At 35.5% G+C, this 17,140-nt stretch carries 8 protein-coding genes; all 8 read right to left on the bottom strand.

Annotated features, from left to right (window positions below; all coding sequences use genetic code 11):
* Positions 1 to 4: 4 nt before the first annotated feature.
* Complete coding sequence (locus AC6CH4_RS12215; RefSeq protein ID WP_498103353.1) at positions 5 to 2,467, bottom strand: glycoside hydrolase family 95 protein; 2,463 nt, start codon at positions 2,465 to 2,467, stop codon at positions 5 to 7.
* 39 nt (positions 2,468 to 2,506) lie between these two features.
* Positions 2,507 to 5,224, bottom strand: a complete 2,718-nt coding sequence (locus AC6CH4_RS12210) for an alpha/beta hydrolase-fold protein (protein WP_498103352.1) — start codon at positions 5,222 to 5,224, stop codon at positions 2,507 to 2,509.
* Between the two features lie 23 nt (positions 5,225 to 5,247).
* A complete protein-coding gene (locus AC6CH4_RS12205; RefSeq protein WP_498103351.1) occupies positions 5,248 to 6,987 on the bottom strand; it encodes a glycoside hydrolase family 43 protein in 1,740 nt (579 codons plus the stop codon).
* A 446-nt stretch (positions 6,988 to 7,433) separates the two neighbouring features.
* Positions 7,434 to 7,682 (bottom strand): hypothetical protein, encoded by a 249-nt coding sequence (locus AC6CH4_RS12200; protein WP_498103350.1) that lies wholly within the window; start codon positions 7,680 to 7,682, stop codon positions 7,434 to 7,436.
* Between the two features lie 266 nt (positions 7,683 to 7,948).
* Positions 7,949 to 10,096 (bottom strand): alpha-N-acetylglucosaminidase, encoded by a 2,148-nt coding sequence (locus AC6CH4_RS12195; RefSeq protein ID WP_498103349.1) that lies wholly within the window; start codon positions 10,094 to 10,096, stop codon positions 7,949 to 7,951.
* 132 nt (positions 10,097 to 10,228) lie between these two features.
* A complete protein-coding gene (locus tag AC6CH4_RS12190; protein ID WP_498103348.1) occupies positions 10,229 to 11,716 on the bottom strand; it encodes a RagB/SusD family nutrient uptake outer membrane protein in 1,488 nt (495 codons plus the stop codon).
* A 20-nt stretch (positions 11,717 to 11,736) separates the two neighbouring features.
* Complete coding sequence (locus tag AC6CH4_RS12185) at positions 11,737 to 15,111, bottom strand: TonB-dependent receptor (RefSeq protein WP_498103347.1); 3,375 nt, start codon at positions 15,109 to 15,111, stop codon at positions 11,737 to 11,739.
* A gap of 782 nt (positions 15,112 to 15,893) precedes the next feature.
* Positions 15,894 to 17,060 carry a FecR family protein gene (locus AC6CH4_RS12180; protein ID WP_498103346.1) on the bottom strand — a complete coding sequence of 389 codons (1,167 nt, stop codon included), beginning with the start codon at positions 17,058 to 17,060 and terminating at the stop codon, positions 15,894 to 15,896.
* Between the last annotated feature and the right edge of the window lie 80 nt (positions 17,061 to 17,140).

Here is a 17,140-nt window from a genome sequence, read left to right as displayed (position 1 = left end):
GCTATTATTTAATTATGAAACTGTAGATTTTACCTTTTTCAGTTTCTATGTCGTATAAGTTAGTTGCGGTAATATCTAAAGGTTTTATAGTAGCTGCAGCGGCGATAACCGGTTTTTTCACTTCTTCTGTCTGATAAAAAACATTTGGATTATTTCCGGCAGCTATTTTTAATTCTTTATTGTTTTTGAGCTTAATTTCATTTGGCGTTCTCAATCGAAGATTTCCGCCAAGATTGGACTGAATAGTTACGGTAGTCAATTTTCCGTCTTTCCATTTCAGATCCTTAATTTCAAAACCGCCACGTGCTTTTAAACCTGAAATCGCGCCATAATTTTTTAAGGCATCCGGCAAGGCAGGCAACAAATGAAGGGCATCATCTGAACTTTGCATCAACATTTCGGTGATTCCGGAGGTGCATCCAAAATTGCCATCAATCTGAAAGGGAGGATGAGCATCAAACAAATTATTATAAGTTCCGCCTCCCTCTTTGTTCACACCAAGCGGAGTTAATTGATTCTGAATTAAGCTGTATGCGTGGTTGCCATCCTGCATTTTTGCCCACCAGTTTACTTTCCAGCCCATGCTCCAGCCCGTAGAGATATCGCCTCTTTGCAATAATGTATTTTTTGCGGCTGCAAAAAGCTCAGGAGATCTATACGCCGAAATTTGATTGGAAGGATACAAGCCATATAAATGCGAAATATGACGGTGATTGTCTTTTGGATCATCGACATCGTCCAGCCATTCCTGAAGCTGATTGTGTTTTCCAATCTGCATTGGAGGCAGCATACTTCTTAAAGTTTTTAAGCTGTCTGTATATTGTTTGTTTTTCCCTAATACTTCTGATGCTTTTATAACCGAAGTAAAAACATCAAATACGATTTGGTTGTCCATCGTTGAGCCGGCCGTAACGGCAGAACCCTGATGTGCTGCTGGCGAATTTTCAGGCGAGTTTCCAGGCGCTACTACCAGCCAGCCATTGGCAGGACCTTTTACTAAAAAATCAGCATAAAAATCGGCTGCACCTTTAAGCGTTTCATATACAGATTCAAGATATTTTTTGTCACCTGTGTACAGATAATGTTCCCACAAATGCTGACTTAACCAGCCGCCCCCTGCATTCCATACTCCCCAGGTGGCACCGTCAACAGCGCCGTTAATTCTCCAGATATCCGTATTATGATGCGCCATCCAACCGCGGGCACCATACATTACTTTTGCCGTTTCTTTTCCGGTTTCTCCTAATTCCTGAATCATTTTTAAGAGCGGCTCATGCATTTCTGATAAGTTCGTTTTCTCAGCCGGCCAGTAATTCATCTCCGTATTAATATTGATGGTATACTTGCTATCCCACGCAGGTTTCATACCGGCATTCCAGATTCCCTGAAGATTTGCAGGCTGACCTCCGGGTTGTGATGAGGAGATCAATAAATACCGTCCGTATTGATAATACAAGGTAACAAAAGATGGATCTGAAACCTTTCTGAAATTGGCCAGCCTTTCATCTGTTGGTACTTTTGAAGCTGTTGATGTTCCTAAATTAAGTGTAACTCTTTTAAAATATTTTTGATACTGGGCAATGTGACCCTGTTTCATTTTATCATAATCCTTATCAAATGCTTTATTTAAAAAAGATTTTGAAAGCTCCTTTTCGTTTCCGCTGATATCCTTATAATTTATAAAGTTTGTTGCAATAGAAACATAAATTAAAACGGAATCCGCTCCTTCAATTTGGATTGAATTGTCTGTAGTATTTATACGTCCTCCTTTTACTTTAAATTTGGCGAGTGCATTAAATTTGACCTTTCCCTCTACTCCTTCATGATCACTTGTTATACCCGAAAGTGACAGTTCATTACTACCGTTAATTTTTATTTCCTGTTTTTTATGCTGCGAAGTAAAATCGGCTCTAAAAGATAATTTTCCGGGTTTATCGGCCGAAAGTTTTATCACTAAAACCCGATCCGGAAAAGATGTAAAGGCTTCTCTTGTATACGTAATGCCATTAACTTTATAACTAGTCTTCGCAACGGCTTTTTCAATATCAAGTTCGCGGTAATAATCAGTAAAGTTGTGCTGATCAGAAAAATGTAATTCTAAATTCCCTACAGGCTGAAACATTTGCCCATGGGATTTTTTAGTAATTATATTTTCATTAATCAGCTTTTCTGCTTTTTTATATTCTCCCTGAAAAATAAGATTTCTTATTTCGCCCAGAGCCTGTTTTGCATTTGGATTGTCGTTTCTGTTCGGACTGCCACTCCAGACGGTTGCTTCGTTCAATTGAAAAATTTCTTTTTCTACATTGCCGTATACCATAGCACCCTGAAAACCATTTCCCAGTGGCAATGCATTTTCCCAAACAGAACCAGCAGGATTATTATACCAAAGCTTTAAATCATTGGTCTGCTGTGCAGACAATGAAACTCCAAAAAACAGCACTATGCCAATGCAATATCTTTTCATACTTTTTTTTCGTTTTTGGATCTATTCGTTTCGAAATAATTAATTGAATAACAACGGAGTAAACATCATTAAATCGTGTCTCCATACCGGCCAGCTATGACCTCCTGGATATTCGCTGTATTTATATTTAATCCCCATTTCGTCAAATTTGCGCATCATTATTTTGCAATTTTCATAAGCAATGTCTTCCTTGCCACCCATTGAAATCCAAAAGTTTTTAATATTTGAATTAATAGCTGCGGCATTATTTTTCATAAACTCATATTGAGGTGCTGATAAAGTAGCGTTATTAGCCCACCAGCCCGAACTAAAAACACCAATACTTGAAAATAGATCTGAATTTTTAACTCCGGCATACAAGGTTTGCAATCCACCCATTGATAAACCGGCTAAAGCTCTGTTTTTAGCATCGGTTGCAACTTTAAAATTGCTTTCTACAAAAGGAATTGCACCTACTTTTAATTCATTTTCAAAAGCTTTCAATGCATTTTCATTAAAGCCAGGAACGCCTCCGGTATTTCCCATATTGCCATCAAGCATGGCAATCACCATTGGTTTTGCTTTCTTATCGGCTATTAAATTGTCTAAAATTAAATTAGCCTTTCCTTGTGTTGCCCAACCGGTTTGGTCTTCACCGCCTCCATGTAATAAGTATAAAACCGGGTACTTCTCAGTAGAATTTTCATACCCCGGTGGCGTATACACATACATTTCACGCCAGGAATTAGTGGCTTTTGAAAAGTATTTTTTAATTCTGATATCTCCGTGAGGAACCGTTTTTAAGGCGTAAAAATCGCCTTCTTTATTCGGAATTTCAATACCGCTGGCCATTCTTCCCATCCCATAAAAGGTATCACTTGACGGATCGGCTACAGCCACACCATCAATAACTAAGGAGTAATAATTAAATCCTTTATTGATTGCATCAGTGGTTACGGTCCATAATCCATCTGAATCTCTTGTCATATCGTACTTTTTGCCTAAATCAATCTGCACTTTTGAAGCTGCAGGAGCATTTACTTTAAAAACAACACGATTGTCCGGCAATATTTGCGGATACTTTGCATTGCGAATGTTAGTCGGTGCCGTTTCTCCTAAAATAGTATAGGAAGAGAAAAGAGATTGATCTACAGGTTTAAACAAAAACTGCGAAAACATATATAAACCGTTTTTCCAAACTTTAAAATCATGTACTCCCGGCTCGATATAATAGATATGAGGCACATCATTTTTATACAAATAATCATGGGTTCTCCTGCTGTTTTCAATCAGCCAGTCATTATCACCACAGGAAATCCAAAGGAGTTTTAATTTCTTTTTTGCTTCTTCCGGATTTGGAAGCAACTCCTGAGGCATTTTAGTATTGGGAGCCGCCGAAAACGCACCAACCCAGGCAAATTTATCCAGATTCCCTAAACCGAAGTTCAGCGATTGTCCACCACCCATTGACAAACCAGCAATGGCGCGGTGTTCTCTGTCTTTGTAAGTCGGGTATTTTTTTTCGATAAACGGAATTAAATCGTTTAGTAAATCTTTTTCAAAAACAGCAAATGCCTGAACTTTATCCGGAGCCATAATGTTTCCGGCAGCGCTGTCGTCTTTCATTGCACGACCGTTTGGCATGACCACAATCATCGGCTCAATTTTTCCTTCAGCATACAGATTATCTAATATAACCTGCGGATTTGCTCCATTAAGCCATTCTTTTTCATCGCCTCCAATTCCGTGCAAAAGATACAATACAGGATATTTTTTCTTTTTATTAAATCCAGGAGGAGTATAAACAGTAGCTTTTCTGACGGATCCCACTGTTTTAGATTCGTAACTGATGCTTTCTATTTTTCCTGATGGCACAGTCGAATTTAACTGGTCAAAACCAACTGGTGCCTGCACTCTTAAAGGCGATTTACCTTCTGAGAATTTATAACCCAATAAATAAAGCATTTTATCTGCATATCGTCTTCCTAATTCTCTGTAACCTGCGGCATTAAAATGTAAAAAATCGGCCTCAGCGGTACATCCCTGAGATGAAATTACATAGGCATTCTGGATTGTTTTTGGCAGTGTTGCAATGATTTTATTCATGCTTCCACATTTACCATTTTGGTCTTCGTTTACGGTTTCTCCTGAAAGCAGGGCCACTTTTTTTGGATCCAGATTCAAATCTTTCATCAGATTATCGTACACAATTTTTACCTTTTTAGGCCAAAGTGTATCACCCGTATTTGATTCTCCCTGATGCAGTAAAATGCCTTTAATGACACCTTTTTTCTGTGCAATTTTGGCCATTTCTACAAGGCGCGCATAGGGATTGTTATCATATTCTTTCAATATTCCTTTCATCCAGTCTGGCGCTGTCGCCACATAGTCTGCTGTTTTGTCCTTATCAAAAAGTTCAATTTTACAGCCTCCAACGGCCACATTTATAACGCCTACTTTTATATTTTTTGGCAAATTGGCTATCAGGTTTCTTCCAAAATAATCGACTGGTGTCAATCCGGTGTTGCAACGACACAAAGGCGGTATAGCGGTATACCAATTTCCTTTTTCTCGTTTAAGGTCAGGACAATTAACCGTCTGTAAAACCTGAAATCGATCATCGACTCCTTCTTTATCCTGTGGTTCTATTTTGGCATATCCTTCCATGTTGGATTGTCCAAAGCTCAGATAAACATGAAAATTAGGATCTTGTGAATATCCTTTTTGTGCGATTAAAAAAACAACAGCAAATGCGAAAAACCTAATTATTGATTTCATTGTATTGATATTTTAGTGTCAATTTATTTTACCTGAGCATCATTTGAAGCCGTAGCATATAATCCTACTAATGCTCCTGTAAAACCTCCGGCCACATTTGTTGAAAGGATATCTCCTGAAACGCTTCCTCCTAAATTTTCAAAATCGGTACCATTCAGCGCATAACTAAATTCGTAACTGTCTCCGTTTGCTTTTACCTGCAAGCGGGTATTTTTCTTTATTTCGATTTTGGCACTTGCGATAATTTTTGATTGTCCTTTTTCAGTTCTTTCCAATAAAACATAAGTGTCTTTTCCTTTTTTTGTTATACCAAAAACATAATTAAATCGCTCGTTCTGAAGGCAAACAATTCCGGCAAGATTTTTTTCAGATGCAGGTATATAATCGATTGTGGCTGCAAAAGAAAAAGTATTGTGCTGTTGTCTGTAAAATAGTGTAGACGTTGGTTTAAGCTCTTTAATATTTACTTCAAAAGGTTTAATATGAAGTCCTTTTTTAGTTATTGAAATAAAATTTTCACGAGGTCCTCTCAACCCTATCCATCTGTAATCTAATTTTTCAGAGGTGAAATTTTCAGTGAACGTGAAATTTCCATTAGGAACAAATCCGTCTCTTCCTGCTTTGTTTTCAGTAATACCTTTCGGCATTTTAATTTTTGGTTCTAACGGCACTAATCCATTTTCAAAAACAGGAAAAACGCCTGACCAGTCTACTGACAGCATAAAAGTTTCGCGTCCCGTATTTACCCTGTCTTTATCATTTGGGCGAACACCCAGAAATACACCATAATATTTGTTATCAGGTCCTAAAACTAAATCGGCATGACCTGCCCAATCTACTTTATCAGCCCTGTCTTTCGGAAAATATCTTTGTGTAAGGATTGGGTTATTTGATGCTGGTTTAAAAGGCCCTTTTGGGCTGTCGCTAATAAAAACCACTTCAGTATGATTTCCTCCGGTTCCGCCTTCTGCACACATTAAATAATAATGTCCGTCTTTTTTATACAAATGCGGTGCTTCAATCCATATTGGTTTTTTAGAGAGATCTACCCCTCCATCTACGATAATTTTATCGGTACCCGGAATTACCTTATCGTTTGCGACATCGTATTCCCACACTTTAATGACACGATGGCCTTCATACAATTCTTTTCCTTTGTCCGGAGCATCATTATGAACGATATACCCTTTTCCGTTATCATCAAAGAATATACAAGGGTCGATTCCGTTAAAATCGAGTTTTATCGGACTTCCCCAGCCTTTCAACGGATCTTTTGTTTTAACTATAATGTTTCCCATATTTCCCGTAAAGGCTGTTACAATCATATAGAAAGTATCATTGTGAGGATTATACGTGATTCCTGGAGCATATACGCCTTGACTAATACCAGTATCATGCGGATTAAATTCGGAAACATTATTTAATACACCTCCCAGATCGGTCCAATTCACTAAATCTTTAGAATGGAAAATCGGCACTCCGGGAAACATCGCAAATGAAGAACAAACCATATAATAATCATCTCCTTTTCTGGTAATGGCGGGATCCGGATAACATCCTTGCAAAACCGGCGAATAAAACTCATCTTGTTTCAGTGGATTATTTTTATAGATATTATCATCTCCCTGATAAATTACATTAGAGAAAATTGGTCCTTTATTAATTTGTCTATTTGTTAGGGTATCTTTTACAGTCACTCCATTGAAAGAGAAAAGAAATAATACTAAAAATGATAATAAGGAAAAGATGTGTAGCTGTTTCATTTGAATTGTTCGATTATTATTTAACATCTTAGAATGTCAGTTTATATTAAAAATATTCAATTTAAAATCTACTTACTTAATAAGTGTATTTATTACAAATATAAAAAAACAATTGAACACACAACCGGTTGTTTTAATATATTTTCAGAAATTGATAATAAAAACAACTATAAAAAACATTGTACGAAATAAAAATGATAAAAATTAAGCATTTTATCAGTTCTCTTTAACAAAAAATTCAATGATTTGAAGGCATCCTTAATTTTCCATTAAAAATTATAAAAGAAAAATACATTTATAAGAAATCCTTAAAGTATAATTAAAGATTGCAAACACAACCTGCCAAAAAAAAAGTGTCCGACTAATCGAACACTTTTTTTTTGGATTCACGTTAATTTATTAATGAAACATATTTTATTTCTGATTGAAAAATTATAATCTACTAATCATTTATATATTGTTATAGTATCGGCCAGATTTTCTCTATTAATAAATGCTGTAATATATTCCTGTACTTCATTTTTAGTTTCAACTGGTGTTTCAAATGAATTAATATGAAACTCGTCATCCTGATCCAGAATATGTATTATCTCTGTATAGCCTTTAGAAATTAAACTTCCTTTTAATTTAATTATATTCAACTGCTGTTGACCATTCAATTCCTTACGCACTTTCAATTGTATAGCTTTTTCCATAATAAATATTTTAAATTAATAAGCCGTTAACTCATTTCAAATATAAAAATTAATTTTTTGAAACTAATCACAAGAACAAACTTTAAATCATTATTTATCAACATGTTAATAACATACTTTAATTAAAGCTGAATTCTTATTTTTTCTGTATTAAAATATTTTATTAAAAAAAAATTCACTTAACTTTTTGCTAAAGCTAAGTGAATTCAAAGTGCATATTCAGGTTATAACCTTACATTAAAAATGTAATTGACTATAGATACCTCCTATCGCAAAATCAGATTAATCAAAGAATCTTCCTGCTCTTTTGTCAATATATGTGGTACAAACAAATTGTTTTCTGTCGCCCATTTTCTTTCTATATCGAAGTAATTAGAGGGACTTACTTGTTGATTTCTAAGACGCTCCATCTGTTCTTTTTCAAACAGTTTCCATCGGTCCAAATATAAAGAACCTAAAAGTCCACCCCACTCTTTAAAAGCATAATCATGCAAATTGGTTTTAGGATCATAAGGTCCCCATATTGTAATTTGTTCTTTTGCATTACACAATGCTAATTCTTTATCCGTGGGCGTGGTTCCAAAATCAGTTGCCTGCTTTAGCCAGGTATGTAGCGAGAAATGTGGATTACAATTTAATAATTCATTCTGCTGTAGAATCATATTTTGAAACTGTTTAGAAGCTGTTTCAAAAGCAACTACATCCTTTTTATTAATGGCATCAATCATACTCTGATATACGACATCACCTTTATTTGCATTAACTTGTCTGACTAAATCAATTTTATCAACCTGATAGGTTTCACTTTGCTCAAATTCTTTTGAAGCAGATACGAAAAGTTTAACGGCATCAGCAAACTTTACTACATCGTAATTTCTTTTTCTGGTTCCCCATGACGATATACTTTGCACATTTGCTGAAGGTCTGGCACAAAAAATTGATTCTGCTCCACCTTCCTGATAAACGTTTGGACTACTGTAAATGGTTTCAAGAAACCCTTGCCATGCTTTAAGAATAGTATCATTACTTTTTCCATAGCGATATTTTACGTAATTTTTTATCCATTCTTTAGTATCGACTTTATCTTTATGCCAACCGAGCTCTAACATAAAATCAATAGGAGCCGAATTATTATGAAGCCCTTCAGGGATAATTCCGATTCCGCTTAAAAAAGCATTATATGGCCCCGTTTTAGCACGATATACTTCATCCGCAAATCTTTGCATTTTACTGTATAAGCTAACTTTATCTCCAAAATTGCTTACGTTACTCCATACAAATGGAGTTCCTTCATATCCTTTACGAGTTTCCCAGTTTGCTGTATTTTCACCAAACAACTCAATAATCAGGGTCTTTGATTTATCCAAACCGGCAAGTAGTTTACTCGATGGGTTTTTCTGCCATCCCTGAAGTACCCAAGTACTGGCAGGAAAAGAGTTCTGCATTTGTTTTTGAATTTCTTTAGCGCAAACTGTAAGATCGACACCTTTTGAATTTCCGCCTTCATGAAAAGGGTCACCCCCAAAAAAGTGCAGATCGTTACCGTACAGTCTTTTCATTTCTTCGTAATAAATACTGGAAATTTTCTCAAAAGAAGGATCTGTTGGTACTAAAAAATCGGGTCTGGTAAAGCCTCCGCCAACCCATTTTCCCTGGTCAATTATAGTTACTTTTTCTTTATTTTTTAAAGTCGTGGGAACCATTCCATAAAAGCCTTGCATAACAGGTTCAATGCCGAGCCCTTTCATGCGTTTTAAAATCTTTTGCTGCAATAATGCCTGCTGGTCTATCATGTTTTGTGATACAGGACCTCCCCAGCCTTCCAGATTCCCCATAAGCCACCAGGCACTAAATGCGGGGCCTGGTATGAAATCAATAATCTCCTTTTCCGTAAATCCCAAACGTTGCATTGTATTCTGCCAGACCACTTCTACACCAACAGGAGCCAACATTAGGTTTACGCCATTTAATGCCATCCAGTCTAATTCACGTTCCCAGTCTTTCCATGTATAAAAACTCATCGTATAACTGATCGTACAGTAATTTAATGCATAACGGAAACGATAAGGAGAAACAATCCTGACTTTTTTATCAATTACCGGTATCTTTTCAAGAGGTTTCATATTATCTCCCATGTGCGACATATTGCGATAACAATAGTATTTTAAATACCAGTTTAAAGCAGAGGAAGCCGAATTGGCATCAGTAGCTCCAATATATATCTTGTCTTTTTTTGAAGATAGTTCAAAAACATCTTTGCCATTTTCTTTTGATATCGGTGAAAAAACCAATTTACCTGCAAGCCAGGGAACACGCCGGTTTGCTAATTCTTTTACCCCCTCGAATGATTGGGCAGTTGAAGAAAATACACATCCTACAACAATAAGTAGTACTGCTAAATTTTTAACTTTCATATACTCTTGCATTTTAATTATAATATAATTTAAAGTACCATGCTATCTAAATAAAATAACATGGTACTTTACTATTATTGAAACTATAGTAGAAAAAAATTATCTAATAGTTCTGGCTTTTAAGCCTTAAATTTAATAACCAGGATTCTGTACAATTTTGCCATTACTTTCATCTATTGGTTTTCTTGGTAATGGGTAAAGAATTTTGTTCTCAGTTGCAAAGGCAGATCCATCATCAATTGCTCTTTGAATGTATTTGCCCCAACGAATTAAATCATCTCTGCGTGAGCCCTCGCACCATAATTCAAATAATCGTTCATCCATAATTTTATTTCTAAAAAGATCTTTTGATAAATTTGGATCCAAACCTGGCAAACCGGCTCTTGTTCGGACTCTATTTATTAAATCGTATGCTTCCTGCGTTGGTCCGCTTACTTCATTTATGGCTTCTGACAATGATAGTAAAACATCTGCGTAACGCCACACTACAATATCAGTTCCATGATCTTCACCGGTAGCATCCGGATCTATACCGTATTTTTTAGGAATCGCTCCCTCCATTCCCTTTGCACGCGCATCAATTATGGCACCTCCATCAGTAGGATATTTTGCCAGCAATTGTTTCAGACGTTTGTCAGCAGGATTAAATTTGTCGTACGTTTTCCATGGCATTTTATATCCTCCCCAAGCCTGAATGGACTGACCAGAAGGATCAACATAATCTCCTGGTATAACGTGTGCTAACCACATATTATAATTATTAGTATTTCGGGCACAGGAAATAGCCAGAATCATTTCTTTATTCTGCTCGTTTTGAATCGTGAAAATATCTTCATATTCCGGGACCAGAGTATAGATGCCTTGTGCTTCTAAAGCTTGTAACTCTCTTCCGGCAGTAATAGCTTCTGTCCATTTTTTTTCTTTCATATACAATTTTAGCAATCCCATCATGGCTGCTCCTTTTGTAAAGCGACCATAATCTGAGGCAGGATAAAGGACCGGTAAATCAATTATTGCATCTTTATAATCCTTTTCAATTTGCTTTATCATCCATTCACTTGTCGGTCGGGGTTCCGGCAAAGAATTAGGGTCAAGTGCATATGTCGGATCTACAACAATTGATACCGGACCATATAAAGTATATAACATATAACTCATATGTGCTCGTAAAGCCTTTACTTCAGCCAAATATCTTTTTTTCAACCCTGCGTCCATTGGAATAGCGTCAATGTTCTGCAAAAGTACTGTCGCATTCGTAACGCGCGGTACCAGCTGTGTATAGTGATGTGTAATAGAATTGAACTGATCATCAAAATTGAGCATATTTAATTTCGCCCATCTTCCCGCATCGCCCCAGGAACAGATTAATTCATCTGTAGTTTGGGAACTTTGTACTACCCATGATGCTTGCATTGAACCATATCCATTTCCAGCAGATCCCTCTAACATACCTGTATACAAATTAGTAAGGGCCGCTTTGGCATCGACTTCATCTTTAAAAAATGTTGAAGGGGCTAATTTATCAAACACCTGAGGTTCAAGATCTTTTTCGCAAGAAGCAAATAACATTGTTAGAATCAACAGACTAAAAACTGCTATTTTACGTATAGAATTTTTCATATCGTTCTTTGTATTTTTAATTAAAAAGTTACATTAAGTCCCAGTATAATAGAAGTCTGGGCCGGATAAGCGATGAAGCTCGATAGCTCCGGATCAATTCCTGAATAAGGTGTAACCACAAATAAATTTTGGGCATCTATAGATAATCGTAATGATTCAAATATTTTTTGATTTGGAAACATGTCTTTTGTCATCGTGTAGCCTAACGTAATGTTGCGACACTTTAAAAAATCTGCTTTTTCTCTAAAAAAATTACCGGTATAACTGCCATACGGATTTATAAGTCCACTCGGATTCTTTCCTGAAGTATTATCAGATGCCCAGCGATCTTTTACCATATCTAAGGCATTCCATCCAAAAGCCCCCATTTTGCTTGACAAATCATAAGCTACTGCCATGTCATCATTATATTTAACCCTGTCAAACATACCGTACATAAATATATTCAAATCGAATCTTTTGTATTTAAATGTATTTCCAAATCCGTAACTGTAGCCCGGATCAGCGTTTCCTAAATAAACAGCATCTGCCGAATTTAATTGACCATCGGGTTGACCTGTAAGATTCCCATTAGCATCATATCCATTTGAATCTTTTACTTTTACCATTCCGGGTTGCAAACCTGGCATTGCAGCAGGCACCGTCTCCCCTATTTGTAAAATACCATCTGTTTGATATCCGTAAATTGCTCTTATCGGATCATTTAATCCCACATACCTTGGCAATGTTTTTACCACTTCCGGATCTCTTTCTTTCCATGTATCCTTATAATGCGCAATATTAAAATCGGTTATCCAGCTAAAATCATTAGACTGTATGTTGATTGTTTTTAAAGTAAATTCAAAACCACGACTTTGTGTTTTACCAACATTAGATGCAACACTGTTCACTATTGAAAAAGAAGGTAAAGGTTTATAACTTAATAAATCAGAGATCGTTTTATTATATACTTCAAAAGTTCCGGTAATGCGGTCATTAAATAAACCGAAATCTAATCCAAGATTAATTTCAGCAGCAGTTTCCCAGCTTAATTCGGGATTTGCAATCTGGCTTTGATAAACTCCCGTAGTTTGTGTATTTCCGAAGGTATAATTTGCACCGCCACCGGCTGTATAAAATGCAAAAGCATTTGCACCAATATTACTATTACCTGTCGTTCCGTAGCTTGCTCTTAACTTCAAAAAAGAAATTACCGGCACTTTTTGCATAAATTCTTCATTTGATATTTTCCATCCCGCTGATACCGATGGAAACCATCCATATTTTTTATTTTCGGCAAAATTTGACGAACCATCACGTCTGATAGATCCCTGAAAAATATATTTTCCTCGATAATCGTATCCTAATCTTCCAAAATAGGAAGCCCAAACCTGCTCATCTTTTAATGAAGAAACAGATGGTCGTGGTGCTTCACCAACTTGTATGCTATTGAATAAAAAACTATCTGTTAAAAACTGACTGTTTCCTGCTGAAAAAGCATCTCTTGAGCGCACCTGATAAGAATATCCAACGATACCATTTAAATGATGATTTTCGTTCAGCGTTTTTTTATAGGCTAACGTATATTCTGCCAAACTTGTATTGGAATTAAACTCGCTAATATTCGCAACTCCACCATTTCTTGCTCCGTACAGAAATAATTTTGATAAATAAACGTTACGTTTTGAGTTGGATTGATCATAACTGAAGTTTCCTCTTGCTTTTAAATCTTTTATAATTTCCCACTCTACATAACCACTGGTTAATAATCTGTTTAAAATAGTTTCATCTGTATTTTCTAAAAATGAAAGTGGATTTGGTGCGTTTTTATAATCCGGATTTAATGGATAAGAGCCATCAGGCGCTATTAAATCTACAGTTGGAGGGTGATAAAATGCAGATAAAATAATTCCTGCGGTTTCATTTTCTCCTGTACCAGTAGAAGCATTATTGCTAAAAGACTTTGTTTCTACTACATTAACACTAACTTTTAGTTTATCGGTAATCATTTGATCTAAATTAATACGTCCTGTATACCTTTTGTATGAAGAAGTTTTGATAACACCTTCCTGATCAAGAAAATTTCCGGAAACAAAATATTTAGTTTTATCAGTTCCTCCTGAAATTGACAAATCATGTTGTCTAATATATCCGGATTGAGTAACTGCATCTATCGCGTTTGTACCTGCTCCGGCATTGTCAATTTCAGATTGAGAAAATATTGGAACAAAAGCTGGTACAGTTGAAGGATCTATAGTACCGTAAGGCGCAATTTTTTGAGTTAATAAATAACGCTCTCTGGTTATGCGGTTTCTCTCTACCATATAGTCCTCTTTATTTAAAATATTATAGAAATTTGCTGGTTGCTGGTAGGCACCTGTAAAACCGTAATTTACTTTTGGATCTCCTTTTTTACCTCTCTTAGTTGTAATCAAAATTACTCCGGCTCCTGCTCTCGCACCGTAAATAGCTGCCGCACTCGCATCTTTTAGTACTTCTACAGATTCAACATCGTTCGGATTAATAAAATTTAATGGAGATCGGTTTACTCCTGCTCCAAAAGGACTACCGCTTCCTGGTTCACTTGCTCCACCATCAATAGGAACGCCATCAACTACATACAATACGCCATAAGATGCAAAAGAAGCGTTTCCTCTAATTTGTACAGTAGGAGCTGCTCCTGGCTGTCCTGAAGTTTGGGTAACAATCAAACCAGCGGCCCTGCCGCCTAAAGCCTGATCAATAGAGGTGTTGGCTCCTTTAGGGATTTCAGTCGTTTTTATGGTAGAAATAGCACCTGTAACATCTTTTCTTTTAGTGGTACCATATCCAATAACAACGACATCCTCAAGTTTTTGCCCTTCACTCTTCAGAATAATTGTCATCGGACCATTTGTGACAGGAACTTCCAGCGTTTCCATACCAATAAAAGAGATTACTAAACTGTTTATATTGTCTGGCAATTCAATACTAAAACTACCATCTATATCAGTTTTTGCAACAATAGATGTTCCTTTTCCCTTAACATTTGCGCCTGAAAGTGGTTGTCCCTGGTCATCATAAACTTTACCACTTATCTGTTTTTTTATGAGACGAAGTTCAGCAATTATTTTTGGTATTTCCGGCCTGGAAATAAGCGAGATTGTTTTGCCCTGAATGACCCAGGTTATGGATGTATTCTTAAAGATTTCGGCTAAAACTTTTTCAACTGATGCATCAACTAAATTAATTGTAACTGGTGGAGTATCTTTTAAAAGATTTACATCATAAAAAAAGACATAATCTGTTTGTTTTTTAACGTCGGATAAAACTTTTTTTAGCGGGACTTTCTTACCGCTAACAGCAATTGTTTGCGATGACACACCAGCAGATACCTGGAATGTTAGAACTACAAAAAGTATGGTTGAGAGTTTCATAACTTTCCATGTTTGTGAATTAAGCCTATTTTTTTTTGGCTTGCATTTTGGTAATAATTTCATAGTTTAAATGGTTTCGGTTGATAATTAATTCTCCTTGCCTGGTTATTTTTTTACTTGTTTAAAATTTGATACAGCTTCCAACAAATGCCAAATTTTCTGAGAACAACAAATAAAAACTGCGAACGATTAATTTTAATATCGCTTCACTTGTTTTTTACTTCATTCTTTTTTCATGATTTTCTTATGTTAATTTAATTATACAATACTTATTTATTTTGATTACGCTATAGTTAACAGTCATAATTCACAGAAAAATCAATTTGATTAATAAAATGAAAAGTACCACCAAAAAGTGATGGCACTTTTCAAGTTCAACAAACCAAACACAAACCAATTTACTCTTAACCAATTTTAAAAAGAGCAAACTATTTATTTTTTCCCTGCTCAATTACGTCTGAGTGATTTCTAACTTTCTGGAACTATCATACATATATTTTTTTGATAAATACAGGTAAAACTATATTTATACACGAATTAATTACGCTGGCAATTATGGGGTTATTGCTATTTTGCGAATTATTCTCTACTTTTGCTTGTAATGGTTTTTATCTGACGATATATTCTCCTTGCCTGGTTAATTTATTTGTCTATTTCAATCATAGTTTCCTTAATAAGAAACATTTACCAGCAATGCTTCCAACATCTGCTGGTTTTTTTATTTCCAACAAATTAGTGTTGCTTAATTTAGACATTTTCTAACTCCGGATTATATATTGTAATTATGGCATTACCCGTAAAACCTTTCCTTCAAGTTTAAAATGGACCTTATTTTTTTCCAATATTTTTAGAACTTGCGAAAGATTTAAACTTCTTTCTATTTCTCCTTCAAATTGTCTGTTATCAACTCCTTTTTCAAATACAACATCAACATCATACCATCGGCTTAATTGATCCAGTACTACTTTTAGACTTGCATTTTCAAAGTAAAAAACTCCCTTTTTCCAACCCATAACTTCATCAGGATTCACATTATTTTTAACAATAATGGCTCCCGATTTTTTGCTTTGGGCCTGTTGTCCGGGTTTCAGCAAAACAGCATCATTTTTTTGATTAATTAAAATACTACCTTCAAGAAGGCTAGTTTTTATGTTGTCTTCATCTCCGTAGGCGTTCACATTAAAATGCGTACCTAATACTTTGATTTTAATATCGTTGACAAATACCCTAAAAGGTTTTTTCTTGTCTTTTGCAACTTCAAAATAAGCTTCTCCTGTTACTTTCACATCTCTGGTATTTGATAAAAAAACAGTTGGAAAAGTAATGGAAGAAAAAGCATTTAACCACACTTTTGTTCCATCGGCTAATTGCAGGCTATATTGTCTGCTTTTTGGAGTTGTCATGGTATTATAAACGGCTACTGCATTTTTTCCTGCATTATATACAAGACCTCCGTTTGTTTTTGAAACCAGCGTGTTATTTTGGTTGGTCAGTTGTCCATTTTTAGAATTATCCAGAACTATTTTTTTTCCGTCTGAAAGTGTTAAAATTGCACCTGTTCTCCCTGGTTCGGCATCTTCAATTACCTGAGGGCTTTCAACTACCTGAACAGAGGGACTTTTTTTCAAAACTATTAAACTACCGATACCAATGCATAACAATAAACTTGCTGCAACAGCAATTCTTCTCCATGATAATTTTATTATTTTGATTTTATCTTTTGTGCCCAAAGCCTGATGAATACTATTCCATCCCGCTTCCTTGTCAAATTTATAAATCTTGCCAAGTTCAGTAGTAACCCATTCTTTATTTTGAAAATTCTCAACTATCTTTTTATTTGTTTCAGAAATGTTTATCCATTTTTCCAGAACAATCTTTTCCTCTTCTTCTATAGTCCCATTCAGCGATGTTATAATGAGCTCATCTATTTCTGCATCTGAATATGACATACATTTCTAGTTTTGTATTTATATACAGCTAACACGTAGTAATTATATTTTTAACCATAAAAAAAGAACATTTTTCTGAA

The sequence above is a fragment of the Flavobacterium sp. GQ95 genome (assembly GCF_059758655.1).
This window is presented reverse-complemented; position numbering and strand designations above follow the sequence as displayed.